General features: G+C 47.5%; 24 protein-coding genes. 2 read left to right on the forward strand and 22 right to left on the reverse strand.

Translation table 11 applies throughout. The annotated features are described in order from the left end of the window. Window positions 1–154: 154 nt before the first annotated feature. The 9 genes from AC07KQ_RS07990 to AC07KQ_RS08030 all read right to left on the reverse strand — a co-directional run bounded on the left by AC07KQ_RS07990 (window position 155) and on the right by AC07KQ_RS08030 (window position 10087). Window positions 155–1063 carry an ABC transporter permease gene (locus AC07KQ_RS07990; protein ID WP_003564735.1) on the reverse strand — a complete coding sequence of 303 codons (909 nt, stop codon included), beginning with the start codon at window positions 1061–1063 and terminating at the stop codon, window positions 155–157. 16 nt (window positions 1064–1079) lie between these two features. After that, window positions 1080–2042 carry an oligopeptide ABC transporter permease gene (gene opp4B / locus AC07KQ_RS07995; protein ID WP_003564732.1) on the reverse strand — a complete coding sequence of 321 codons (963 nt, stop codon included), beginning with the start codon at window positions 2040–2042 and terminating at the stop codon, window positions 1080–1082. Beyond that, a complete protein-coding gene (locus AC07KQ_RS08000; protein WP_003564730.1) occupies window positions 2042–2995 on the reverse strand; it encodes an ABC transporter ATP-binding protein in 954 nt (317 codons plus the stop codon). The genes opp4B and AC07KQ_RS08000 overlap by 1 nt, the downstream gene beginning before the upstream one ends. 3 nt (window positions 2996–2998) lie before the next feature. Then, entirely contained in the window at window positions 2999–4021 is a 1023-nt protein-coding gene (locus tag AC07KQ_RS08005; protein WP_003564728.1) for an ABC transporter ATP-binding protein, read from the reverse strand. 435 nt (window positions 4022–4456) lie between these two features. Further along, entirely contained in the window at window positions 4457–4699 is a 243-nt protein-coding gene (gene acpP / locus AC07KQ_RS08010) for an acyl carrier protein (protein ID WP_003564726.1), read from the reverse strand. Window positions 4700–4752: 53 nt separating this feature from the next. After that, window positions 4753–5778, reverse strand: coding sequence for a phosphate acyltransferase PlsX (gene plsX, locus AC07KQ_RS08015; protein WP_016388327.1), 1026 nt, complete (start codon window positions 5776–5778; stop codon window positions 4753–4755). Window positions 5779–5799: 21 nt separating this feature from the next. Beyond that, window positions 5800–7839: an ATP-dependent DNA helicase RecG gene (recG, locus tag AC07KQ_RS08020; protein WP_003575308.1), complete on the reverse strand. Its 2040-nt coding sequence runs from the start codon at window positions 7837–7839 to the stop codon at window positions 5800–5802. 149 nt (window positions 7840–7988) lie between these two features. Next, a complete protein-coding gene (locus AC07KQ_RS08025; protein ID WP_003564720.1) occupies window positions 7989–9665 on the reverse strand; it encodes a DAK2 domain-containing protein in 1677 nt (558 codons plus the stop codon). Window positions 9666–9724: 59 nt separating this feature from the next. Next, the gene (locus AC07KQ_RS08030; RefSeq protein WP_003564719.1) at window positions 9725–10087 is read right to left on the reverse strand and encodes an Asp23/Gls24 family envelope stress response protein; all 363 of its coding nucleotides are present in this window, start codon (window positions 10085–10087) and stop codon (window positions 9725–9727) included. Window positions 10088–10628: 541 nt separating this feature from the next. Between AC07KQ_RS08030 and rpmB the strand changes: the two genes are divergently transcribed. Beyond that, window positions 10629–10814, forward strand: coding sequence for a 50S ribosomal protein L28 (gene rpmB / locus AC07KQ_RS08035; protein ID WP_003564715.1), 186 nt, complete (start codon window positions 10629–10631; stop codon window positions 10812–10814). A gap of 319 nt (window positions 10815–11133) precedes the next feature. On the opposite strand, the gene AC07KQ_RS08040 is transcribed toward rpmB, so the two are convergent. The 12 genes from AC07KQ_RS08040 to AC07KQ_RS08095 form a co-directional block, all read right to left on the reverse strand. Then, window positions 11134–11802: a thiamine diphosphokinase gene (locus AC07KQ_RS08040; protein WP_016374645.1), complete on the reverse strand. Its 669-nt coding sequence runs from the start codon at window positions 11800–11802 to the stop codon at window positions 11134–11136. Beyond that, on the reverse strand, window positions 11799–12449 hold the full coding sequence (gene rpe / locus AC07KQ_RS08045; RefSeq protein ID WP_003564711.1) for a ribulose-phosphate 3-epimerase: 651 nt from the start codon (window positions 12447–12449) through the stop codon (window positions 11799–11801). Before rpe ends, AC07KQ_RS08040 begins: the two co-directional genes overlap by 4 nt. Window positions 12450–12521: 72 nt before the next feature. Beyond that, entirely contained in the window at window positions 12522–13427 is a 906-nt protein-coding gene (gene rsgA / locus AC07KQ_RS08050) for a ribosome small subunit-dependent GTPase A (RefSeq protein ID WP_003575313.1), read from the reverse strand. Beyond that, a complete protein-coding gene (gene pknB, locus AC07KQ_RS08055; protein WP_003579470.1) occupies window positions 13424–15424 on the reverse strand; it encodes a Stk1 family PASTA domain-containing Ser/Thr kinase in 2001 nt (666 codons plus the stop codon). Before pknB ends, rsgA begins: the two co-directional genes overlap by 4 nt. Next, the gene (locus AC07KQ_RS08060) at window positions 15421–16164 is read right to left on the reverse strand and encodes a Stp1/IreP family PP2C-type Ser/Thr phosphatase (RefSeq protein ID WP_003575319.1); all 744 of its coding nucleotides are present in this window, start codon (window positions 16162–16164) and stop codon (window positions 15421–15423) included. Before AC07KQ_RS08060 ends, pknB begins: the two co-directional genes overlap by 4 nt. A gap of 9 nt (window positions 16165–16173) precedes the next feature. Next, window positions 16174–17514: a 16S rRNA (cytosine(967)-C(5))-methyltransferase RsmB gene (rsmB, locus tag AC07KQ_RS08065; RefSeq protein WP_016388332.1), complete on the reverse strand. Its 1341-nt coding sequence runs from the start codon at window positions 17512–17514 to the stop codon at window positions 16174–16176. Next, on the reverse strand, window positions 17501–18457 hold the full coding sequence (fmt, locus tag AC07KQ_RS08070) for a methionyl-tRNA formyltransferase (protein ID WP_016388333.1): 957 nt from the start codon (window positions 18455–18457) through the stop codon (window positions 17501–17503). Before fmt ends, rsmB begins: the two co-directional genes overlap by 14 nt. Before the next feature lie 67 nt (window positions 18458–18524). Continuing rightward, on the reverse strand, window positions 18525–20942 hold the full coding sequence (gene priA / locus AC07KQ_RS08075; RefSeq protein ID WP_003598902.1) for a primosomal protein N': 2418 nt from the start codon (window positions 20940–20942) through the stop codon (window positions 18525–18527). Window positions 20943–20946: 4 nt separating this feature from the next. Continuing rightward, on the reverse strand, window positions 20947–22146 hold the full coding sequence (gene coaBC, locus AC07KQ_RS08080; RefSeq protein WP_003564695.1) for a bifunctional phosphopantothenoylcysteine decarboxylase/phosphopantothenate--cysteine ligase CoaBC: 1200 nt from the start codon (window positions 22144–22146) through the stop codon (window positions 20947–20949). Window positions 22147–22292: 146 nt separating this feature from the next. Further along, entirely contained in the window at window positions 22293–22541 is a 249-nt protein-coding gene (rpoZ, locus tag AC07KQ_RS08085) for a DNA-directed RNA polymerase subunit omega (RefSeq protein ID WP_003564692.1), read from the reverse strand. A gap of 66 nt (window positions 22542–22607) precedes the next feature. Next, window positions 22608–23234, reverse strand: coding sequence for a guanylate kinase (gene gmk / locus AC07KQ_RS08090; RefSeq protein ID WP_003564691.1), 627 nt, complete (start codon window positions 23232–23234; stop codon window positions 22608–22610). A 66-nt stretch (window positions 23235–23300) separates the two neighbouring features. Further along, complete coding sequence (locus AC07KQ_RS08095; RefSeq protein ID WP_016388334.1) at window positions 23301–23987, reverse strand: patatin-like phospholipase family protein; 687 nt, start codon at window positions 23985–23987, stop codon at window positions 23301–23303. A 108-nt stretch (window positions 23988–24095) separates the two neighbouring features. On the opposite strand from AC07KQ_RS08095, the gene AC07KQ_RS08100 reads away from it, so the two are divergent. Beyond that, window positions 24096–24398 (forward strand): hypothetical protein, encoded by a 303-nt coding sequence (locus AC07KQ_RS08100; protein WP_003575333.1) that lies wholly within the window; start codon window positions 24096–24098, stop codon window positions 24396–24398. Between the two features lie 304 nt (window positions 24399–24702). On the opposite strand, the gene recN is transcribed toward AC07KQ_RS08100, so the two are convergent. Continuing rightward, a complete protein-coding gene (gene recN, locus AC07KQ_RS08105) occupies window positions 24703–26403 on the reverse strand; it encodes a DNA repair protein RecN (RefSeq protein WP_003564683.1) in 1701 nt (566 codons plus the stop codon).

Genomic DNA, 26403 nt, shown 5'->3' on the forward strand with positions numbered 1-26403 from the left:
CGAAGCAACGCTTCATGTGAGTTAAATGATAGCATAATTAGAACAAAAAAACCAATATTTGGGCACAATTTTTACTTTTTTTCTTCAAAAAAGGAGAGACACTTCGATTTCTCTAAGTGTCTCTCCAGTAATTTTCAGAAAATAAGCGTCAAACTCACCCGCGACGTTGTCGTGAATCAGCCGCACGCCGTAATGCCTGACCAACAAAGTTGATCGACAGGGACAGCGTCAATAAGACCAACACGGCTGGGAACCAAACCCACCAACGATCAAAGATTAAATCTGGGTTTGAAGCAAAACCGATAAGCGTCCCTAGACTAGGTGTTTCCATCGGTAAGCCAAAGCCCAAAAATGACAGTGCTGTTTCAATCCCAATAGAACTTGCGATAGTCAAGGTCAAATCAGTGATGATTAATGAACTGATATTTGGCAAGACGCCGGCGAACATGATCTTGAAGTTAGACGTCCCTGATGTTTTCGATGCCATCACATACTCGCTGCGTGCTTCAGAAAGGACGAGCGAGCGCATCAGTCGAGTAGTCGTCATCCAGTAAAAGGCAGCCATAATCAAAATGATTGTGATGACATTGTACTGTGGAATAACTGTTACCAACACGATGATGACCAGCAATGATGGAATGATCATCCAGAAATCAACCAGTCGCATGATCACGGCATCAATCCAACCACCAAAGTAACCAGAAACCGTACCTAGCACGACTCCCACAAATTCAATGATCAACGCAACAGAAATCCCAATTGTAATTGAATTTCGAGCTGCGAAAAACAGATATTTGAACATGTCGCGGCCGCCTTCGTCAGTACCAAGAATATAGCCACCTGTACCTGGTGCCATGTAACGATCCATGATATTAACCTCTGTTGCACCACCGACATTGAACATCATTGAGCCAATGAATGCAGCGAGGATGATGAACACTGCTAGGATTAACGAGACGACAGCAACTTTATCTTTGCGAAATTCATTCAAAATCACCTTGAAGTTAGAAGGTGATTGTTCAACTTTGGTGGTTGCTGCCACCTCATTTGCATTATTTTGCATAAGTTTTCCCCACCTTCTACTCGATCCGGATCCGCGGATCCACGATACTCATGATGATATCTGACAGCAAATTCCCTAACAACGTCAGGAAACCAAATAGCAACACCAGAGAGATGACAACTGGATAGTCACGACTGGTCATAGAAGAAACAAACAGTTGGCCCATTCCGGGATAACTGAACACTGTTTCCAGAATAACCGATCCACCCAGTAACATGGTAATTTGGTTCCCCATAAACGCTGCAATCGGCAATAAGGAGTTACGCAAAATATGTTTGTTGAAGATGACGCGATCCGGAACCCCTTTTGAACGGGCAGTCCGGACAAAATCTTGTCTCGTATTATCAATAACACCAGTTCGCAAATACTGAATCGTGCTTGGTGTGGTGATAATCCCAGCAACCAAAGCTGGCAGAATCATGTGATAAATACGGTCCCAGACATACCCTAACGTGCCCGGATTATAAGTGGATGACACACTACCACCGGTTGGGAACCACTGCAGGAAGAACCCGAAGAAAATTAAACCCAATAGATAAAAGACGAATGGCGGTACCGCCATCAAAATGAAAGAGCCAACCGAGATAGCTGAATCCCGCTTGGTGCCTTCGTAACGGCCGGCAATAACTCCGGCTGGAATAGCGATAACGTACAGAATAACCGTTGACATTAAGGCCAACCAGAAAGTGTTCACGGCGCGTTCGCCAATCAGACCGGTAACAGAACGTTTATAAACAAAGCTCTGGCCCAAATCACCGTGGAACATATTGCCAACCCATTTGAAGTACTGAATATACCAAGGATCATTCAAACCATATTGCTGGCGTAATGCTGCCATCTGCGCAGCACTTTGACCTTGCGAGAAATTACCAGTCAATGGATCCCCGGGCATCATCTTTGATAGCATGAAAACCAGGACGCTTAACAAGATCAATTGCGGGATCATGATTAAGACCCGTCGCAGAATTGTTTTCCACATTAATCATGCACTCCCTTCATCGTTGAATCTGGCAGCGCAACAAAATGTGTGTCGGAAATCTTCTGGAGATCCAAAACGCGGCCTTCTTTAGAATAATATTTTGATTCTTCTTCTTTAAAAACACGTTCGACTTCACGACGATGCTCTTTATTCTTCTTCCGATCATCAGGGTTGATGTCAGGAATCGCAGAAAGCAGTCGCTGTGTGTAGATGTGCTGTGGATGGTTATAGATATCTTCACGTGAGCCGATTTCAACAAAGCGGCCGCGATGCATGATCGCCATGTTCTTACACATGTGCTTCACAACACCTAAGTCATGGGAAATAAACAGATAAGAAATATTGTATTCCTCTTGAATCCGCTTCATGAAGTTCAGCACCTGCGCCTGAACCGACAAGTCCAACGCAGAGACTGGTTCATCAGCGATAATGAGCTTCGGGTTTGTTGCCATAGCACGAGCAACCCCGATTCGCTGACGTTGGCCGCCGGAAAACTCATGCGGATACTTGTACAAAGCATCGCTTGGCATGCCAACAATATCGAGTAGTTCTTGGACGCGCCGACGTTCTTCATCCCCAGTAAGATTCTGAAAATTGCGAATTGGTTCAGCAATAATATCCTCAATTCGCTTTCGTGGATTCAAACTAGATAAAGAGTCCTGAAAAATCATTTGAACGTCTTTGTTGTACTGCATATGTTTCCGCACACTGCGTTTGGTAATATCCTGCCCTTGATACATAATCGAGCCGGACGTGACCGGTTCCAAACCCACGATTGCTTTGCCTGTGGTGGATTTCCCTGAACCGGATTCGCCAATTAACCCATATGTTTCACCTTGTTCAATATCAAAGTCGATCCCATCGACTGCCAAAACATGGTCCGTCACTCGATTAAAAAACCCCGAGCGAATCGGATAATGAATTTTTAGATTTCTAACCTCAATCATTGCCATAATTTACTCACCTTTTTCAGCTGCTTGTTCGTCATCCGGGAAATAGAAGTCCTTGTAGCAGGTACACTGAACAAAGTGATCAGGGCCAACTTCGTGCATGATCGGATGCTCTTCATGGGCTGATGCAGGAATCCAAGGAATCCGAGCCGCAAACCGACAACCTTCTATCTGCATATTCTTCAATGATGGCACAACGCCTTGAATGACATGTAATTCGTCGTCATCTGAATCTGTCTGTGGCATGGAGCGAAGTAAACTGCGCGTGTATGGGTGCGTTGGATGCTTGAAAACATCCATTACCGAACCACTTTCAACAATTTGGCCCGCATACATAACTGCCACACGATCGGCCGTTTCAGCAACAACACCAAGATCATGCGTAATTAAAATAATGCCAGAATGCATTTCCCGTTGGATATCTTCCAACAGATCCAGGATTTGGGCCTGAATCGTCACATCCAAAGCAGTTGTTGGTTCGTCAGCGATGATAATCGGTGGTTTGCAGGCAATCGCAATGGCAATCACAATCCGCTGCCGCATACCGCCTGACAATTCGTGCGGATATGAACGTGCCGTTCGCTCAGGATTGGGAATACCAACTTGGTTCAGTAATTCCAAGACGCGACTTTCACGCTCTTCTTTGTTCATCTTAGTGTGATAGACCAGTGTTTCTTCAATCTGCTCACCAATCCGCATCAATGGGTTCAAAGCAGCCAATGGATCTTGAAAGATCATGCCAATGTCTTTACCACGAATTCGGTCAAAAAGGGCCTCATTCAAGCCAACAAGATTAAGATTGTTGTACAAAATATCGCCAGTGACCTTCGTATTGCGCGGATCATGAAGGCCGATAATACTGGTTGCCAAAGTACTTTTACCAGAACCCGATTCGCCAACAATAGCTAAGATCTCATCTTTTCGTAACGTGATGCTGACATCATCGACCGCATCATAATAGTCGTCTCCGAGTCTGAATCCCGTGTGCAGATGTTGCACATCCAGCAGCAAATCTTCAGGTTTATCCAAGCGAACTCCTCCTTTGCGTCCTCGACGCAAGATTAAAACAAGATGAGATTTTTGAAATAATTGTCTCTAAGTATAAAGAAATTATAGCGGTTATGCAAGCGAAAAATGCGTTCTAAAGCTGTTTTGCCATGTCAAAAGCGAAAATTTGATGGCATCATTTTGGGCCCTGGTCGCCGAAATTTAGCGAACTGTGGGCGCTCAATGAGTTCGTAGCGGCGAATATTTCGAAAAGAATAATCTTTTGATGTGTCGACCGTTGCAACTTCTTATCTGTGGCCAACATCTTCGGTTCGCTGAAAGACAAACGCTATCCCCAAGGCCTTACCCGTCAGCGTCTCAGGGACAGTGTCCAAGTGCGTTTCAAGGTCTACTACACAATGGTTTCTAACCAAGCAAACTCTTAAAAAAAGCCGTCCATCTCTGGTCGGCTTTTTGTCACTTCTGATGGGCGTTGATGTAATCAACGGCATCTTGAACTGTTTTGATGTTTTCGGCGTCGTCATCGGGGATTTCTGCTCCGAAGGCATCTTCTAACTCTAAAACAAATTCAACGATGTCAATTGAATCCGCATCAAGATCCTTTTGAAAGTTAAGTGTCGGGCTGATTTTATCGGGACTTAGTTGAAAATGGTCCTGAATTAGGCCGGCAATTTTTTGATAAATTTCGTCTTCACTCATGTTGCTCCTCCATTCATCTGCCAATTTAGTGTACTTGTTTGCCACTGGAATGTCTACGCTTTCTCAGCGGTTTTCGCTTCGCCAACTTCTGGATGGGCATCAAAATAATCGGCAACTTTCGCAACGGTGCCATTTTGAACCATTTTGGCGGTTTGCAGCAAAGTATAATAAACGGTCTCTGCATCTGCTGCACCATGAGCCTTGATTAAAGGTGCCTTGAGGCCCAGCAAGACCGCGCCGCCGTATGACGAAATATCAAAGGTTGAGGCCATCGCCTTGAGATTACCCTTCAGGAACAAACCGCCTAATTTGCCGGAAAGGCCACCTTCATAGATGGCCCCCTTCAGCATGTGCATGACCGTCCGCACAGTGCCTTCAATTGCCTTGAGCGTTGCATTACCGGTGAAACCGTCCGTCACCACAACATCGGCAGGACCGTTTAGGATATCACTAGACTCAACGTTACCAACAAAATTAATCCCCGGAGCCGCAGCTAATAAATCATGAGCCTCTTGATGCATTTTGTCGCCTTTGTTGGCTTCAGTGCCATTGTTCAGTAAACCAACTCGGGGGTTTTCAACGCCGCGAACATCTTTAGCATAGTAACTGCCCATGATGGCATATTGTAACAGATGATACGGTCGATTTTCAGCGTTGGCACCGACGTCCAGCATCACAAAGCCTTTGCCGTCAACTGTCGGCAAGGTTGGTAACAAACCAGGGCGTTCAATGGCACGAATGCGGCCGATAATAAACAAGCCTGCCGCCAACAAAGCTCCAGTTGAGCCGAGTGAAACCATCGCGTCTGCCTCGCCTTGTTTAACGGCTTGAGCGGCTAAGACCATGGAAGCCTGTTTTTTGCGGCGGATAGCACGAACGGGTTCATCGTCGCTGTTAATTTTTTCCGGAGTATGAATGATTGTTAACCGTTCATCATGATGAATAAGCGGTTTAATTTTTGCTTCATCCCCGTACAAAAGAAATGTCAATTCTTTGTTGGCATCTCTAGCTTTTTCGACCCCGGCAATGACAACTTCTGGGGCGTTGTCGCCACCCATGGCATCAATCGCAATTTTCATTCAATTCGTTCCTTTCAAGTTTTAATCCAAACTACCGAGCATCTGCCGGCTTTCCGCCAAGTAAGCGGCAAGCGGCTGATGGTCAGACTGCAGCAAATGTGGATCGGTTTTAAAAATCTGGGCCACAATCTTTTGCGCAGCTTCTAGGGTTGGAAAATCGCCCACTGGATCAGCGACTTTGAACTCTGGTAAACCAGATTGCTTATCTCCAAAAATATCACCTGAACCGCGCATTTCCAAATCTTTTTGGGCAAGTAAGAACCCGTCGTTGGTCTTGGTCATAATTTCCATGCGGGCAATTCCTTGCTCATTTTTGGGATCAGCGATAAGCAGACACTGTGCTGCTTTTTGCCCACGTCCGACACGCCCGCGCAACTGATGCAGTTGAGAAAGTCCAAAGCGATCAGCATCAAAAATTGCCATGACAGTGGCATTAGGCACGTCCACACCAACTTCAACGACGGTGGTCGAAACCAGAACCGCGATCTTCCCATCGCTAAAAGCACGCATAATCTGATCCTTCTCATCCGGCTTCATCTGTCCATGCAATAACGCAACAGGGCCAAGATTGCCGACCGCTTTTTGCATATCAACAAAAAGCTGCTCGGCATTTTGCAAATCAATTTTTTCGGATTCGGCAATCAAAGGGGTGATCGCAAACACCTGACTGCCTGACTGCACCTGTTCACGAATGATTCGATAAACTTGGTCAATCTGATTTTTGCGCAGCCACGTGGTCGCGATCGGCTTGCGACCCGCAGGTAATTCATCAATCGTGGAGACATCCATTTCCCCATAGGCTGTAATGGCCAGTGTTCGGGGAATAGGCGTCGCTGTCATTGACAACAAATCCGGCTTTTGTCCTTTTTCTTGAAGGATCTTGCGCTGATTAACCCCAAATCGATGCTGTTCATCAATAACAACCAGACCGAGCGCATGAAAGTCGACCCCTTTTTGAATCAACGCGTGCGTGCCGATGATGAGATTCAGGCGGCCATCACGCAACTCACTTAGGAGCTCGCGCCGCTTTTTGGTTGACGTCGAGCCAGTCAACAAACCTAATTTGACTGGAAAATCTTTGAATAACTTTGTCAATTTGGCAAAATGCTGCTCAGCTAACACTTCAGTCGGCACCATTAAAGCCGCCTGAAAACCAGCGGTCACCGCCGCATACAGAACAATGGCGGCAACAACCGTTTTACCGCTCCCAACATCGCCTTGTAGCAGTCGATTCATATGATTTGGCCGCCGCATATCGGCACAAATTTCGTTTACCACGCGTTTTTGAGCATTCGTGAGCGCAAACGGCAATGTCGCTATTAGCGCGCGCAAGGCCTGATTGTCATAAGGAATCGCCAACCCGTTGCTGCTGTTGGCATTCAGTTGTTTTAACGCCTGAATTTGCAATTGGAAAAGGAAAAACTCCCGGAAAACCCCAGTACGGCGAGCCGCCTTTGCTTCTGCCGGCGTATCAGGAAAATGCATGCCATGAACCAACTGAGCATCACTCATTAAGCGATAATGCTCGCGAATGCTGGCAGGTACCAAATCGTTGATATTTTGCTGATCGCGTTCCCAGGCAGCTTTGATCAAGTCGAGTAACGTCCCCATGCGGACATTTTTGTTGACGGTGTAAATCGCCGCCATCGACGGTTGATCCTGCGACTGTGTCGCGAGAATTTTCATGCCGGTCAGACTACGACGCTTGGCATCCCATTTTCCAAAGATTGCTGCTTCATCACCCATCTGAAAACGATCTTTTAACCATGGTTGATTAAAAAACGTCACCAGAATCACGCTACGTTCAATTTGGAGCTTCACGTTAACGCGACTACGATGCGGCCCAAATCGACTAATAACCGGATCCGTCACAACGATCCCCTTGACCGTCAATTTTTCCTGATCGGCTGCCTCGGCAAGATCCTTCACTTTCAAATCATCGTAGCGGTAAGGAAAATAAAATAGGAGATCTCTAATGGTGTGAATACCAAGGCTTGCCAGCCCAGCTTCACGTTTCGGACCAACACCAGGTAGAACAGTCACGGGATCAGTCAAAGCCATCAAGGCACCTCCTTTTTCAGAATATAGCAAACCACTAATGAGTGTGTTACTGACCATCTGGCCTAATGACGCCAATCGCACGCTTTTATATAAATTTCGCAAAAAGGTGCCCCGCATGCGGGACACCTGTACGCAATAGCTGTTTAAGCCTACTCAACTGAGACGAAATAAGGATAAACCGGTTGATCACCTTGATGGATTTCAAATTCCAAATCCGGATATTGCTTACCGACAGCATCGGCAATCGCCTTTGCTTCCGTTTGATTAGCATCCGCACCCACGATGATGGTCACAATTTCACTATCGTCATTGATCATTTTATCAATCATCGCAATCCCTGCTGCTTCGCGATCCTTATCAGTCACTGTGATCGTACCGTCGATAATCCCCATCCAGTCGTGATCTTTGATCGCCAAACCGTTGATCGTCGTATCACGGATGGCTCGGGTGATTGACCCGCTGATCACATTCGGTAGTTGGGCAGTCATTTCACTTTGATTAGTGGCTAGATCTGCATCAGGACTGTACCCTAGCATCGCGGTCATTCCTTGGTTGATCGTCTTACTTTTGACCACTGCAACTTCAACGTCAGTCGCCGCTTTTGCCGCTGCTTCCGCGGCCATGAAGATATTGCCATTGTTAGGCAAGACGATCACGTGCTTGGCATGCGCTGCTTTAACCGCATCCAAAATATCGTTTGTGCTTGGATTCATGGTCTGACCGCCATTGAGCACATGCGTCACGCCAAGACTCTTGAAGAGTTCTCCGAGTCCTTGACCAGCCGCAATCGCAACGACACCCATTTCAGCTAACGGCTTTTGGGCCACTTGTTGATCCAATGCGCCTTCACGTTCAATAATGCTTTCCTGTTGCAAGCGCATGTTATCAACTTTGATTTTCATCAATGAACCAAATTGCTGACCATAACGGAAAACAGTCCCCGGATGCTCAGTATGAACGTGCACCTTGACCACCTCTTCATCAGAAATAACCAAGGTCGAGTCACCGAGTGTATTCAAATAGTTACGGAACGGTTCGTAGTCAAAATGTTTGAGGTTTTGGCCATCACCAAGTTCGACCATCATTTCGGTACAGTAACCGTATACGATATCGGCTGGATCAAGCTGTACTTGAGCGCTTTGATGATGCACAGCATTAATCATTTCGTTCATTTCTTCGTCAGTGACGTCATGAACATCTGAACTAATTTTCCCAGACAAGCCTTCTTGGAAACCCTCGTAAATAAAAACAAGTCCTTGTCCACCAGAATCAACCACGCCGACTTCTTTCAAGACGGCCAAAAGATCAGGCGTTTTGGCTAAGGCACGTTTAGCACCTTTCACAACTGCCTGCATAACAACTAAAGCATCATCAGAGCCATTAGCCGCTTTTAAGCCAGCTTTAGCCGCTTCACGGGCGACTGTCAGGATCGTGCCTTCAACCGGCTTCATGACGGCTTTATAGGCCGTCTCGACGCCATGTGCAAACGCATCGGCTAGGTCCTGAGCCGTCAGACTTTTCTTATGCGCCACGCTTTTTGCAAAGCCACGGAAAAGTTGCGAGCTAATGACGCCAGAATTGCCTCGTGCGCCCATCAGCAAACCTTTGCCAAGATGCTTGGCTAAGTCACCAACTGACTCATCATTAGACTCCAACACCGCTTTTGCGCCAGTTTGAAAAGTCAGGTTCATATTAGTGCCAGTATCACCATCCGGAACTGGAAAAACGTTTAATGAATTCACAAAATCAGCATTTTTATTGATGCGATGTGCGGCTACCCGGATCATATCCTGGAATTTAGTCGCGGTAATTTCGGTTACTGCCACGGAACATCCTCCTCGAAGAACTTCAATATGTCACACCGTTAACAACCGGTGCGTGTACGTCAGTCGCCTAATACCTTGACGCCTTGGACGATGACGGTCACTTCATCAGTCGTGACCCCCAACATCGTTTCGAGGTTGTATTTTACTTTGTCTTGGACATTTCGGCAAACTTCTGAAATTTTAGTGCCATAACTGACGATAATGTTGACTTCGATTTTCACGCCATTATCTGTCTGACGAACGACAACACCGCGCGAATAATTTTCGCGTTTCAAAATGTCATTGAGATTATCGCGAATCTGATTACGGCTAGCCATGCCGACGATACCATAGATGGACGTCGCCGCACCGCCAACCACCGTCGCAATGACACTGTTGGAAATGTCGATGATTCCGTATTTGGTTTTGATTTTGACCGCCATGCTGTTTCCTCCTAAGCCATTCGCGATGATTTTCACATCGCGTACAATTCTACCAGCTAGTTTAGCATAGCTAAGCGATGACTGCGAGCAGAGCGTGAATCAGCCCGCTTAGAAACCGAAGTGTAAGCGCCCTTGGTTGTGATGGCCGGTTTTTGGCCATTGCATCCAAGGTCCTTACACGTAGGTTTCTGGGCTGATGAACGCGTTTAAATCAAGAGCGTGAATCAGCCCGCTTAGAAACCGAAGTGTAAGCGGCCTTGGTTGTGATGGCCGGTTTTTGGCCATTGCGCCCAAGACCGCTTACACGTCAGTTTCTGGTCTTGTCGCTACCTTTATGAGACAATTGTTAACAGTAACATTTTTCAAAGAATATCGGACTAGTTGTACTTACCCACCCAATTTTCTTAGACTCTGATCACGCGTTTATTTTGACCTGTCAAGTAATTTTACTTTGCAAAAATTCTTGCATTAACCGCGGGCCTATGATAAGTTAGTTGAGTGAAAAATTCGAGGGTGACCTTGAAAAAAAGGAGGTCATATTGTGGCTAAAGATATTATTACTGGTCGTCATACCACGTTTGGCAACAAGCGTTCTCACGCTTTGAATTCAAGCCGGCGCCAATGGAAAGCCAACCTGCACAAGGTTCGTATCCTTGTCGATGGTAAACCAAAGCGGGTATGGGTTTCTGCACGTGCCCTTAAATCAGGTAAACTGACCCGGGTTTGATCCCATAACATTTAAAAAGGTCCTGACAATGAATGTGATGCATCCTTCATTGTCAGGACCTTTTTTTGTTGAGCGCGAGCAGGAGCGATTAGAAACCGGAGCGTACGCGGATTTTAAGCGGTTGACCTAATATCACTCATACAATCTGTGATTCGTTGGACGCCAACTAATTTGGGAAAGCCTTGGGCTAAAATTTCCTTGCCATGCCAAACGCCGCAATCTCCGGCCAGTTGGGACTGGTACGCACTGTTTCAGGATCTTGAGATGCTGACTTCTCAGATCGGTAGTTCATTAAAGCAAATCAGGAAGAAAACAATGCCTAATTATCCAATTTTTGCCCGCGCCGATCACGACTATAAATAATTGCCACCTGACCAGTCGTCCAACTCACGGTGAAGGGCTGCTTGCCAAGAAACTCATTGGAAGCCCACGCATAAGGATAGCCCGCTTGCCATGGTTTTAATGGATATTTCGCTCCGACAATGGTCAAATCGGCAACTGGGGTGAGATTGACAACTGCAACGTACCGATAACCTGGCAGCGGCTTAATTTCATGCTCACCAGGGCTGTAATAATCAACCCAATTTTGCACATCAAACAAATGAAGGCGCTCAATATCTGCTAAAAAGCGCGGTTGAAGCGGTAAGAAAAGATTAGACAAAAAATGATCTAGTCGTCCGCCAGTCCCGCCAACCAAGGTGACGTCGCCGGATGAAGATGCCTGAAGTGCCGCTTTAACAGCCAACTCTGTATCCGTGTCATCTTTTTCAGAAGGCACCTGTTGCAGCTTCTGGACATGTCCACGAACTAGCCGCAATTCTTCAAGCGTTAAGGAATCAAAGTCGCCCACTGCCAGTTCAGGATGAATCCCTGCACGTACGAGTCGCAATGTGCCGCGATCAACGCCGATCCATACACCGGGCAATTGTTCCCAAGCGGCTGGCAAGCATGCCTGTGGACCGCCTGCCATGATGTTGACGTGCGTCATTTAACAGCCTCACGCAAGCTATTCATCGCGTCACCGACATTTTTGGACCCAAAAACATACGAACCTGCAACAAAAATATCTGTCCCGGCATCAGCTGCCGCCTTCACGGTTTGATTGTTGATACCGCCATCGACTTCAATGTCAAAATGCAGTTTCCGAGCTTTACGCAGCTGATATAATCGATCAACCTTGTCCACCATCGGCGTCAAAAATTTTTGACCACCAAAACCGGGATTAACCGTCATAACCAGCACTTGATCAACCAACGGGAGAACTTCTTCAAGACTGCTCAATGGTGTGCCCGGATTGATCACAACCCCAGCGCGAACACCTTTCTCGATCACATGCTGCAAAACGCCATAAAGATGATCCGTGGCTTCTTCGTGAACCAAAATCGTATCCGCCCCAGCTTCAGCAAAATCTGCCACCCAAGCCGCTGGGTCACTGACCATCAAGTGAACCTCCAATGGCAGACTGGTAACCGGACGTAACGCTTGGACGACCAGCGGACCGAAAGTCAGATTTGATACAAAATGACCGTCCATAACATCAACATGCAGTAAATCAGCACCGGCTTTTTCAACTTTTTCGACATCCCGCGCAAGATGAGCAAAATCAGCACTTAAAATCGATGGGGCAATTTTCATAACGATCTCCTCCATATATTGCGTTCATCCGGCCATTAATCAGCTTGACGTCCGCATTTTGTCTAATCTAAGTTACTTCTTCTTGTAAACTGGGCGCTTGCCGCTTAACTCTTCACGAAACTGTAAGTAGTTATCATAACGGCTTTGCATGATATCGCCAGCCGCCAGTGCCGCCTTAACGGCACAATGTGGCTCGCTAACGTGCTGACAGCCGCGGAATTTGCAATTGGGTGCTAACGCCACAAACTCAGGAAAACGGTCACGCAAATCATCTAAGGTGACGTCCAGTAAACCAAGCGATGAAAAACCAGGTGTATCAGCAACTAAGCCACCGTGAATCGGATAAAGATCAGTGGTGCGGGTCGTGTGCCGGCCACGATTTAACGCATGACTAATGGCCGCTGTTGCCAAGTCCAATCCTGGCACAAGATGATTCAACAAAGTAGACTTACCAGCACCGGTTTGTCCAGTGAAAATGGTCAATTTATCGGCAAAGCTCGCTTGTACTTGCGCGAGGATTGTCGGATCAAAGGGCTTGTCAGGTGCAAAAACCGGATAGCCTATTTTTGTATAGCCGGCTAAGTCTTGACGAATCTTCGTTAATCGCTGAGGCTTTGTTAAATCGGTCTTGGTCAGATAAATCTCCGCGTGAATATCGTGACCCTCAAGATAAACCAGAAAACGATCCAATAGGTTCTTAGAAAAGTCCGGCTCCACGGCGGAAGTGATCAAAACGGCTTGATCAACGTTGGCAACCGGTGGGCGCACCAACGCATTATGACGCGGTAATACCTTCAGCAAATAGCCTTCATCATCCCCTTCTCCCGGTTGAAAAGCAGCAAAGTCGCCCACCAGCGGCGTAATTTTGTCGTTGCGCAAACTGCCGCGCCCGCGAGTTCGGTAAGTTGTCCCATTCACAGCGATGTCGTAATACCCGCTGATCTGTTTAATAATTCTTCCAGTTAAGTTTTCACTCATTGAGTAATATTATCTCCCTGTGAAATAACAGTGCCGTCCCGAACAATCCGGTAGCTACCTGGGTATTTCGCGCTAACTTGCAATGTGATGGTGACTTGATCGTCTGCCGTGATATTAAAGGAACTATACACAGTATTAATGTTATGTGTCTTATCTGCGATGAAGACTTGAATACCGTTGGGTGCGGGCGCAGCACTACTACTGCTACTAGTGCTGCCACTGCTATTGCTGGCACTTGCGGTACTCGAACTGGCCGGTGCTTGATAGGGAATTGAAATTGTTTTCGACCAGGTTTTGGTCTCTTCAGGATCTGGGCCTTGAGAGACCGAAACATTGACTGTGTCGCCTGGTTTAACCTGTGTCCCAGCAGCTGGCGTTTGACTGATTACCATGCCTGTATCGACGGTATCAGAGTGCGCTTGAGAAATCACAATCTTAAGTCCGACTTCATTGGCGTAATCTCGCAAACTTTTTTCGGTATAACCCGTCAAATCACGAAGCGCAAAAGTATTTGGCTTGATCGCAACGGAAACACCAAATGTGATCGTCGTTTTGTCCGCAATGACCTTTTTGCCTGCTTTAATGCTTTGTGACACGATCTTGCCTGACGGTTCGTCATTGGTGCTGACCTGTTTTTCTTTGACGGTTACGCCGCGTTTTTGCAAGTCTGACTTCACGTCTGTGTAATCTTGCCCAACATAATTCTCTAGCGTAAATTGCGGCTGACCGCGGCTTAAAATCAGCTTGACCGTCGAGCCTTCCTTAACACTCACCTGCCGTTTTGGATCTGAATCGATCACCAAATCCTTGCTAACTTTCGTGGAATAAGTGTACTTGTATGACCCAACTTTTAAGCCTGCGCTGGTCAAGGCAGTTTTTGCCTGGGTTGTGGTCATGCCCCGTAGATCGGGGACGTCCACATCCCTTTTCTGATTGGCAAAAACTGCGCCGATACCAATCATCAGCAGCATGGCGACAAGTATCCCGATGCCAATAATCCACCAACGGCGACTTTTTTTCTTAGGTCGTGCTTTCGGACTTGGCTGACTCGCTGGACTGTCAGCATCTCCTCCTTCGTCATGCGGCGGTTTGGGACCGTTGGGGATGACTGGCATGATTCGTGTCTCATCCAGATCATCTTTAGGAACCACATACTTTGCTTCATGTGCTCGTGCCGGACTCAACGCTGTCTTGAGGTCGCTAGCCATGGCATCCGCACTGGTATAGCGATTAGCCGGATTTTTGGCTGTAGCCTTAAAAACAACATTCTCCAGTGCCTGCGGGATATGCGGATCAAACGCGCGCACCGACGGAATTTCTTCTTGAAAATGCTTTAACGCAATCGTAACTGCCGAATCACCTTCGAAAGGTACAGAACCAGTCAGCATTTCAAAAAGAATAATGCCTAACGCATAAATATCACTTTGACGGGTTGGCATACTGCCGCGCGCCTGTTCCGGTGATAGATAGTGCACCGACCCCAATAATGAGTTGGTCATCGTCATCGAATTCTCCGATAACGCGACTGCAATCCCAAAATCGGTGATCTTAGCATTGCCATCCGGATCAATCAAAATATTCTGCGGTTTCAAATCACGGTGAATGATATTGTGATCATGCGCCGTCTGAACGGCAGAAAGGATCTGTTCCATCATGTCGACCACGCGCTGATATGGAATGGGGAAATGCTCGACAATGTAGTGCTTTAAATCAGAGCCTTTGACATACTCCATGACCAGAAATTGCTGACCTTGACTTTCACCAACGTCATAAATCGACACAATATTTGGATGAACCAGCTCACTGGTCGCCATGGCTTCTCGTTGAAAGCGGCGAACTGTATCGGGGTCATTTTGCAAATCAAGCCGGAGAACCTTAACCGCCACATCGCGATCAAGAATCAGGTCGCGTGCCAAATAGACGTTGGCCATACCGCCTTCGCCTAATGTTTTGATAAGCTTGTAGCGCTCATTTAAAATCGTCCCCGGCTCAATCATTGCGGCTCCCTCCGATCCTGATGAATGATCAAGGCACTGATGTTGTCAGGTCCGCCAGCAGCATTTGCTTTGAGGATCAATTCTTGAGCCTTGCTGCCAATCGGCATGTCCTGACGCAACACTGCCGCGATATCTTCATTGTCAACCATGTTGGTGAGGCCATCAGAACACAACAACAAATAGTCGTCATATTCCATATCGTAAATCGTCACATCAGCATCAACATCACTGCTGACACCAAGCGAGCGCGTGATCACGTTACGCTGCGGAAAGCGTTTGGCTTCATCAGGGGTTAGTTCCCCATGTTTGACCAACTCATTGACCAAACTATGATCCTCAGTAATTTGAACTAAATGGCCATTGCGATAGAGGTAGCCACGTGAATCACCAATATTTGCCACCACGAATCGTGTACCGCTGATAATCACAGCCACAACCGTTGTGCCCATCCCAGAAAGATCTGTATATTGTTTCGCTTTTTGCAAAATCACATCATTTTCCTGCTGCAACTCAAAAATGAGCCAACGGACGATGGACTCAATCTCGGCAGTATCTGTTTTCTCAAAAGCATAACCTAAATGCGATACTGCCATTTCACTAGCAACATCACCACCACGATGGCCGCCCATGCCATCCGCCACCAAGGCCAACGTCGCTTCGGATTGATTTTTAAAAATACCGACATAGTCTTGATTATTTGGTCGCCGACGACCAATATCAGTGCGATAAGCGAACTCCATACATACCCCTCATTTGCGACGAATCAAACTGGCAATGAAAAATCCGTCCGTATCATAATCATCTGGAAACAGTTGCAACGCTGGTGCGTTATGCGCCTTGTGCAATGGCTTCAACGTTGGTACTGAAACTTGCTCGAACTCAGGATGAGCCGCCAAAAATTGTGCAACCACATCTTGATTCTCTTCTTTCACCATTGTACATGTACTATACGTCAGGCGGCCACCGATTTTTAAGGTTGGTGCCACACTATTTAAGATTGCTAGCTGAATTTGTTGCAAATGCGCCGGATCTTCAGGCGTTTTTGTGTACTTGATTTCCGGTTTACGTCGAATTAAACCTAATCCGGAACAAGGGGCATCCACCAAAATTTTGTCAAAAGAATTGGCAGGAAATGTTGTCGCAACCTTACGTGCATCCAGCACCTGTGCATGAATGCGGTCCGTCAAGCCCAAGCGTTTAGCGTTTCTATTGATCAAACGCACTTTGTTGGCGTGCAAATCAAGTGCCGTCACCTGTCCGCCTTGCTTCGGATCAAGATACTGGGCAATGTGGGTGGTCTTACCACCAGGAGCGGCACAAGCATCCAAAACAGCATCCCCAGGCTGGATATCTAAACTTGGGGCCACCAGCATCGAACTTTCATCTTGCATCGTATACTCACCTTTGACAAATGCGGATGTCCCTGCTAAGTGGCCACCAGGTGCAATAAGACCAACTGGTGTTAAAGGACTTTCCTTCAAATCCGGGAATTCCGGCTGTAGCGAGGCAAGTAAGGCAGCGGCAGTGATTTTCGTCGTGTTGACGCGCAGTGAAGCATGCGCCGGGGCATTGATGACATTCAAAATGGCACGGGTTTTCGGTTCACCCAGTTGTGCCGTCAATTTTTCAACAAGCCACACCGGCGTACTGCTTTCGATGGACAATCGCTTCACAGGATCAGCGATTGCGGCTGGGTCAGGAAAACCTGTTCGCTGAGCATTTCGCAAAACCCCAGTCACAAATTTGGCGATTCCTTGATGTCCAAGCTTCTTGGCAATTTCTGTACTATCAAAAAAAACCGCGCGTGCTGGTACTTTATCAAGATACTGCAGTTGATAAACGGCTGTATCAAGCAAACACCGAATCCAATTGTCGAGTTTCCGGCCTTTGATGAAAGGTGCCAGATAAAAATCCAACGTCAGCTGATGCTGGATCACACCATAGACGATGTTTGTCAGCAAGCCAGCATCACGCGGCGTCAACTTGTGACTATTAATCACGTGATCCAATGTCAGATTTGAATAGCCACCTTGCCCAGTGACTCGCGACAGGGTTTCAACAGCTAATAAACGCGGATTATTCGGGGTCATCAGTAATCACCTGCTGTCCTGAGACCAATTGTTGGCCCGGTCCATTCAAAAAGTCGGCAATTGATTGTTTAGCCTTGCCAGCCGGCTGTAGTTCATCCACTTGGAAAGTGGTTTGTTGGCCGGCAACCATCACCAAACGATGCTTATCCCGTTCAACAATACTGCCAGCAGGAAGCGTTGATCCTGCTGATAGCGGCGTAATCGCCCACAACTTCGTCCGTTGACCATTTAAATAAACATACCCGCCGACATCGGGACGCAACGCCCGAATCCATTGATCAAGGGCCTTGGCTGGCAGATGAATATTAAGATGCTCTTGCTCTTTGGTAATGGTCGGCGAAAAGGTCACTTTATCTGGATCTTGAGGGGTCCGGGTGGCCGTGCCAGCAATGATCCTCGGCAACGTTTCTAGTAACAAATCGCGACCGAGCAATGACAATTTGGCAAAAACGGTTCCCGTATCATCAGCACGCGTCAATGGCAGTTTTGCCTGCGCAAACATATCACCAGCATCCATTTTCTTCACCATTTCGATAATCGTGACGCCAGTTTCTGAATCGCCATTCATAATGCTGTACTGAATCGGCGCGCCACCGCGATATTTTGGCAGCAGCGAACCGTGCACATTCACAGCGATAATTTTGGCTGCTTCTAAAAATTTTGTTGGTAAAAATTGGCCATATGCCGCCGTGACAATCAAGTCTGGTGCCATGGCGATGGCTTGCGCCAGCTCTGGGCTGCCACTCAATTTTTCCGGTTGCAAAACCGGGATATCATGTTTCTGCGCCGCCTGTTTAACTGGGCTAGCCGCCAGCCGCTGCTTGCGGCCAACTTTACGATCGGGTTGCGTCATCACGGCAAGAATGTCGTAATGCTGGGCAATCAGTCCTTCAAGAATCGGGACAGCAAATTCGGGTGTACCTAAAAAAATTACTGAAGTCATTTTTTCCTCCAAACGATGAGTTGCTGGTAGGTTGGTGCCTATTTTGCCATGGAACAGGTTAAGACGTTTAAACAAATGCCAACGGTTCTGGATCAATCGCGACTAAAAAGCCGTGACGACTGCTTTGCTGGGTCTCTTCCAAAATATGCTGCAGGGTTGCCGCTAACGCCGGCTCGTGTTTATATTTTAGAACGATTTGGTAAATATAGCGATTTTTCAAACGAGCAATCGGTCCTGGTGTCGGACCAAGCATGATGACCTGATCGGATAGATGCTCACGTAATTCTTTTGCCAAAGAAAAGATAGCCTTAGCCGCCTGTGTTTCATCAACATGGCTCACAGCGATTTTCGTTGAATAAAAATATGGCGGATAATTGCCGCGATGCCGAATGGCCATCTCTTGCCGGAAAAAGCCTTCGTAGTCCTGCCGTTTGGCGTATTGAATGGCATAATGATCTGGATTGAAGGTCTGAACGAAGACTTCACCGGGTTTGTCCGCCCGACCAGCCCGGCCACTCACCTGTGTGAGCAACTGAAAGGTCTTCTCACTCGCCCGAAAATCCGGCAAGCCGAGCGCTGTGTCCGCATTAATGACACCAACTAAAGTCACATCGGGAAAATCCAGTCCCTTTGCGATCATTTGCGTACCCAGTAAGATATCGGCCTGATGGTCACCAAACGCATCTAAGATCCGCGCATGGCCACCTTTGCGCCGAGTGGTATCAACATCCATTCGCAAGATTCGGGCATCTGGCAGCAGCTGCTGCAACTGCGCCTCGACCTTTTGGGTGCCAGTACCGTAATAGCGAATTTTATCAGAGCCGCAGTTTGGGCAACGATGTGGAATCGGTTCCTCATGGCCGCAATAATGACATTTCAAGGTGTGTGTGTCCATGTGCAGCGTCAGACTAATGTCACAGTTCGGACATTTTGCCACATAGCCGCAATCGCGACACATCACAAAACTTGAATAACCGCGCCGATTCAAGAGCAACACACTTTGTTCCTGTCGCTGTAGTCGAATTCTCAAGGCGTCAAGCAGCGGGCCCGAAAAGTCCTCTTGCGCGCCGTGCGCAAAGGCTTCCCGCATATCAACAATATGCACTGGCGGTAATGGTTGATCGTTAATCCGATGCGGCAGCCGCAGCAGTGTATAAACGCCCTTTTCCGCTCGAGCGCGCGACTCCAATGAAGGTGTTGCTGAGCCCAACACAACCGGTGCATGGTGAATCTGTGCCCGTTTTAACAAAACGTCACGGGCGTGATAGCGTGGCGCCGAATCTTGTTTGTAGCTGGTCTCGTGCTCTTCATCCATGATGAAAACGCCGATGTTTTTTAACGGCGCAAATGCTGCCGATCGTGCGCCGACAACGACCTGAGCCTCGCCGCGCGCAATTCGGCGCCATTCATCATACTTTTCGCCATCAGACAAGCCAGAGTGCATCACGGCAACATGCGTCCCAAAACGGCCTTTTACGCGATTGACCATTTGCGGCGTCAACGCAATTTCCGGCACAAGCATCAAGGCTGTCTGTCCCGCGGCTAAAACCCGTGCAATCACCTGCAAATAGACTTCTGTTTTGCCAGAGCCGGTGACCCCTTCTAACAAAAATGTTTTAGGATCCCTTTCGGCAACGGCAGCGTTAATTTGCGTCACAATCGTCTGTTGTTCTGGCGTGAGCGGCAACGGCTTCGTCAACGGTTGATGCTGCAGTTCCGGATAAGGATCGCGGTATGTCTCGTGGCCTTCAAGCTTCAGCCAGCCTTTTTCGACTGCCTGATTAATCACCGGCTTTGTCAGGCCATATTGATGTTCAACGGTCATCAAAGCAGGATGCTGATTGTTAGCAGCCCATTCACCAATTAAAGTTAACAGTTTAAGTTGCTTGGCGGCGTTTTTACGCACGTGTTCACGCTCGGCAGCCGCTTGCTCCGGTGATAATTGCGGGATCAAGTAAAAGATTTTTTTAACCCGAGCACGATCCTTTTTTAAATATGAAATAGCAACTTTACCTGCTTGCGCCAATTTCATCACTGCAACTTGCTGTTCAGCGTTCAGGCTACCGATCGCCAGACTGTCAGCCGTCCCAAAGTATTTTTGTTGCTCATCAGCCGACAGCTTAACCGGTTCAGCAACTTTTACCGCATCGATTTTCAACATAGTTGGCAACATCGTCTGCATGCACGCAATCCAAAAAGAATACGTTGTTTGCGCCAACCACTTCGATAGCTTTAATAATTCGTGGTCCAAAACGGGGGCCGGATCAAGGACATCTAGCAAGGGTTTCAATTGACCGTCATAGTCGCTTTGGTCGGAGACTGACACGACCATGCCGCTTACTTTTCGCGCGCCTTTGCCAAACTGGACCCAGACCCGCATTCCCGCCTGCAAAGCGCCTTCTAAGCGCGCAGGTACAAGATAATCAAACGGTCGATCTGTTTGCATCGTGGGCACATCCACGATCACCTTGGCAACAATTGCCAAGCGCTCACCCCTTTTGTTTTGCTAACATCGTTGCAAGTTGCTCAATCAAAGCAGCGGCGACTTTTGGCTTGGGCATTTCCGGCAAGGTCACGGGTGCCTGCTCGGGCCGCAATAACGTCACAGCATTCGTATCAGTGTTGAATCCGTGAGTCGCATCAACGTGATTGGCCACAATCATATCAGCATTTTTCTTAGTTAATTTAAGTTGCGCATTTTTCAAAAGATCATTGGTCTCAGCCGCAAACCCAATCAATATCTGATGCGTTTTTTTACGGCCAAGTGATGCCAAAATGTCCGGATTTTGAACCAAATTCAGCGTCAGTCCAGAAGTCGCATCAGTCTTCTTTAACTTGTGATCACTGACGGTTGGCAACCGATAATCAGCAACTGCCGCTGCCATGATAACCGCGTCTGCCTCGGTAAATTCGGCATCAATTGTGTCTGCCATGGATTGGGCACTTTCGACTTGTTTGACTGTCACACCGGGAACAACTGGTAACTGTCGCGTTGTGACCAGCGTCACTTCGGCACCAGCTCCGGCCGCGGCATTGGCAATCGCCGTGCCCATCTTACCTGAAGAGTCGTTTGTAAGGTAGCGGACAGGATCAAGTCGTTCTTTGGTTCCGCCAGCAGAAACGATGATACGGCGACCACGTAACCGTGGGTCATCTAAGCTTTCGATGAATAAGGCAATCCGTTCCGGCTCAGGCATTCTCCCGATACCGGCATAGCCTTCCGCTAACAAGCCAGTTTCAGGTGGAAGCACGAGATAGTCTTGTTCAGTCATCAAACTAGCAATATTCTTTTGCGTCTGCGGATTTTGCCACATCTGGTCGTTCATGGCCGGGACCAACAACTTTGGTGCCTGCATTGCCAGCAGTGTCGTCGTCACAACATTATCAGCAAGGCCGTTCGCCAGTTTAGCCAACGTATTGGCCGTTGCCGGTACCACAACACCAAGATCCGCCCAATGTGCCAATGCCACATGGGCAACATGTTCAGGATGATCAAATTCATGCCCGTCTGTCAATACAGCCGCCTTGCTGACGATAGCCAACGTCTCCGGCGTGACAAATCGTTCCGCACTTTTGGTCATCGCAACCCGTACATCATGGCCTGCTTTGATTAAGGCTCGGACCAGTAATGGCACTTTATAAGCGGCAATCCCGCCAGTGACAAACAAGGCAATATGTTGCTTCTTCATGTCGACTCCTTTCGCACTTCAAGCTAGGACCATTATACCAAACGCACACTAAAAAGAGGCAGGAGCACTTTTAAGCGCCACTGCCTCCTGTATTGCCAGCCGTCTTTAAACGCCATTGTCATCAGACAGCCAGAACGATCAATCGCTTATTCCTGATCCTTGCGATCCAATTTTTCTGCATCACGCTCAAGCATTTTAGACTTAGGATCAATGATGACATCGCCAGCCGCAATTTCTTCAAGCGCTTTGCCAACACTTTTATCAGACTTATAATCTGACAACATCTTCAAATCACCAGATTCTAATTCATGGGCACGTTTTGCCGCCAATACGGCTAGCGAATAACGGGACGGCACCTTTTCCAATAGTTTATCAATCGAAGGATAAATAATCATGAGATGAAACTCCTTTTTCTAATAGATGGGCATGAGCCCCGCGCTATGCGAGCCAGCCACAGACAACTATCTTGCCAAATCTGCACTTGCTAACATGCCCTTGTAACGATCAATGACGCGTGGCACCCGCAAGTGCTCGCTTTCAATAATGCGTTCGATGCGCTTAACTGCTAAGTCAACTTTATCATTCACCACGGCATAATCATAATTTTCCATCATGGTGATCTCCGAAGCTGCTTTGCGAATCCGTTTATCAATGGTCACATCATCATCCGTGCCGCGTCCTTTCAACCGGTGGCGCAACTCGCTAAGATCTGGTGGTGTCAAGAAGATGAAGACACCGTTTGGACATTTTTTGCGAACCTGCATGGCACCGTTAACCTCGATCTCCAGTAGAACATCGCGGCCGGCATCCAAAGTTTCGTTCACATATTTTAACGGTGTGCCGTAGTAATTCTCAACATATTTCGCATACTCCAGCATACCACCTGTCGCAATTTCGTGCTCAAACTGGGCTTTCGTCCTAAAGTAATAATCGACACCATCAACCTCACCAGGCCGCATTTGCCGTGTCGTCATTGAAATTGAATATTGAAAATCTCGATAATTACCATCCAGCATTGCTTGCCGAACCGTTCCCTTACCGACACCACTGGGTCCGGACAAAACAATTAGCATTCCCCGCTCGTGCATGTGTGAACCTCTTTCGTTAAGTATTACTGAACATTTTGCACTTTTTCGAGGCTGATTTCAACTGCATCACCGGTGAAATGGTGAAAAGTGCGCCCGTTTGAGGGCAATCTGAGCATCACGGCGCCCCAAAGCAATCATATTAGCGATGGCTTCAGGCCGAAAATTAAACAATCCAGGCAGCCGCTCACTGGGTTGAAGATAGAGATCGCCATGATCAGAGCCAATGCGGCCAATTCCTTCGCCGCTAATCGCGATGACATAATCAGCACCAATTTGCCGCGCAATGTCAACAGGCAAGTCATTAACAACCCCGCCATCAACATAACTCACCCCGGCCCGCTCAACTGGCGAAAAAACGCCTGGCATGGCGCTTGAAGCAAGCAACCACTCCCGCGCCTCAGGTGCAGTCAACACATCCAGTCGGGTCACATGTGCTTGAAAATCCGGGACACTGGTTGTCACTGCTAACACCGCCCGCGAATCGAGTTTGGGGGCTTGCAGCATTCGATCTAATACTGGCACAAAATGACGCCGCAAAAAGATCGGTCCATTCACTTTTGCTTCGGAAAAATGCTGCCACCATTGTGGTACTTGCTCGGGCAGCATACGGGCGGTTCCGGCAGCATTGATGGCGCCAATTGACGACCCAATCACAAATGTCGGACGTAATCGCGGCCCCAATACGGCCCACACGCCGGCTTGGTATGCGCCGTGAGCAGCACCGCCGCCAAAAACAACTGCTATTGTTGCCATCGCTTGTTCCCCCCAAACGGCTTGATCCACTGATTTAAAAAAACTAGTTGCAACTTTGAACACTTGTTCGTATAATGAAATTACAAACAAATGTTCGGAGGCTTGATCATGGAAAACAAATCATCTGCACTGCAAACCGTTACCCGTCATCTCGTCGCATCTTATCGTGAATTCTTCGATTTGGCGGCACCAACTGCAAAAATGCCTTCCCATCAGCTTGATCTTTTCCTTGATCAGGCCATGCATCGCCAGTATCAAGTGGCGCTGTTCTTTGATCAAGATCGGCCGCCATTTATCGGTCGCATTACTCGGCCATTGGGTGAGAAACGGTATCTGGTCAAAGCATACCATAGTAACGTCTATCGGATCATCACCGAAGCGGAGGTATCCTACATTAAACGATTTAAATGATCGGTGTTGGCCGGTTGCGCAGTGTCGCGCGCTACCATCATGCCATTCATCGCAGGCTGTTGATCATCGAATCCGAATTTTTGGGCTTGCATGAATGGCATTTAATTCAGATGGGATTCATCACCACCAACTAAAACGACGTTAAGGTTTCTTTCTAGCTGCTATATAAAGACGCCTGATTTTCCTAAATATGGAAAATCAGGCGTCTTTCGTTTGGCATAGATCACTTATTGGAAACTAAAACTGATACCGTCAAAGCAAAGAAACCATTGACCAAATGTACTGTCGTAGACAATTCAGTCACTTAACCCATGCGTCCGTGTTTGAATTCGTCTGCCATTTTCAACAATTCTTCCGCATGTTCAACTGTTAGCTTGGTGATTTTCTCCCCAGCTAGCATTCGCGCAATCTCATCAACGCGGGCCTGATCGGTTAATTTCAGAACTTGCGTCGTAGTGCGGCCATTATGAACCGCCTTACTGATGACATATTCATGATCAGCCATCGCCGCCACCTGAGGCAAATGGGTGATGCACAACACCTGCGAAGACTTAGCAATCAAGCTAATCTTATTGGCAATCGCCTGCGCGACTCGACCGGAAACGCCGGTATCGACCTCATCAAAAATGATAGCCGTCACACCTTCTGTTTTCGCAAAAATCGTCTTCATCGCTAACATCAACCGCGACAATTCACCGCCAGAGGCAATTTTAGCTAACGGTTTAGCTGACTCACCAGGATTTGTTTGAATATAAAATTCAACCTCATCCAGTCCATCAGCCCGAAAATCCTTTGCCTTAGCAAAATGCACCGAAAAAACTGTTTTTTCCATATACAATGATGCTAACTGCTCGTGAATCGCTTTCGTCAATTGCTTAGCGGCGGCATGGCGGCGTTTTGACAAAGCCGTTCCCAGCTTCTGCAACTGATTCTGGGATGCCTTCAATGTCGTATCAAGATCTTCAACAGAAGTTTCTGCTTGTTCCATTTGGTTCAATTCAGTCGCGGCCCGCTTGCCATAGGCAATCACTTCATCAAGTGATTCCCCATATTTGCGCTTTAACTGATTAAATAAATCAAGCCGCTTTTCGACTTCATCCAGCCGACCTTCGTCAAATTCCTGATCATCCAATTCCTTCGACAAGTCATTTTGGACATCTTGCAAGCTGTAATAGGCGCTTTGCAAATTGTCAGCAATGGCAGCAAAATTCGGATCAAGATCAGCAATACTTTGCATACTCGACATGGCCTGACCGATTTGATCAAGCGCATTCACTTCTTCATCACTCAATAAAGCATAGCTCTCCTGCAATGCTGAATTAATCTTTTGAAAATTAGCAAGCCTTTCACGTTCTGCAGTAAGATCCGTATCTTCATGCGGCTGCAGATTGGCACTTTGAATCTCACCCACCTGAAATTTCAACATATCCAAGCGTTGTGCCCATTCCTGCTCGTTCGCCTGTTTTTGCTTCACGGCGCGCAAAGTCCGCTGGTAATCGTGATAAACATCGGCGTATTGTTGCCGCAATTTCAGCAAGTCATCGCCGGCAAACGAATCCAGTAACCCTAGATGCGTTTCTGGATGCATGAGCTGTTGGTGTTCATTTTGCCCGTGAATATCAACCAGCGTTTCGCCGATCGCCTTCAAGGTCGTTGTATTGACCAGATGCCCGTTCACACGACAAACATTACGGCCAGTGCGAAAAATCTCGCGCTGCAACAGTACGGTGTCATTTTGATCTGGATCCATGACCCCATATGCTTGCAGCTTAGCCTCTGTTGCCGGATTTTCTTGCGCATCAAAGAGACCTTCTAAACTGGCCTTAGTGGTGCCGGTACGAATAAAATCGACTGAGCCGCGGCCACCTGCCAACAAGCCAACTGCATCGATAATGATCGACTTACCGGCACCTGTTTCACCTGTCAAAGCGGTCATACCGGGCTGAAAACTCAGCGCCAGATGATCAATGATGGCGAAATCATGAATCGCTAACTCTTGTAACAT

It is taken from the genome of Lacticaseibacillus sp. YLM2-1 (assembly GCF_056583465.1).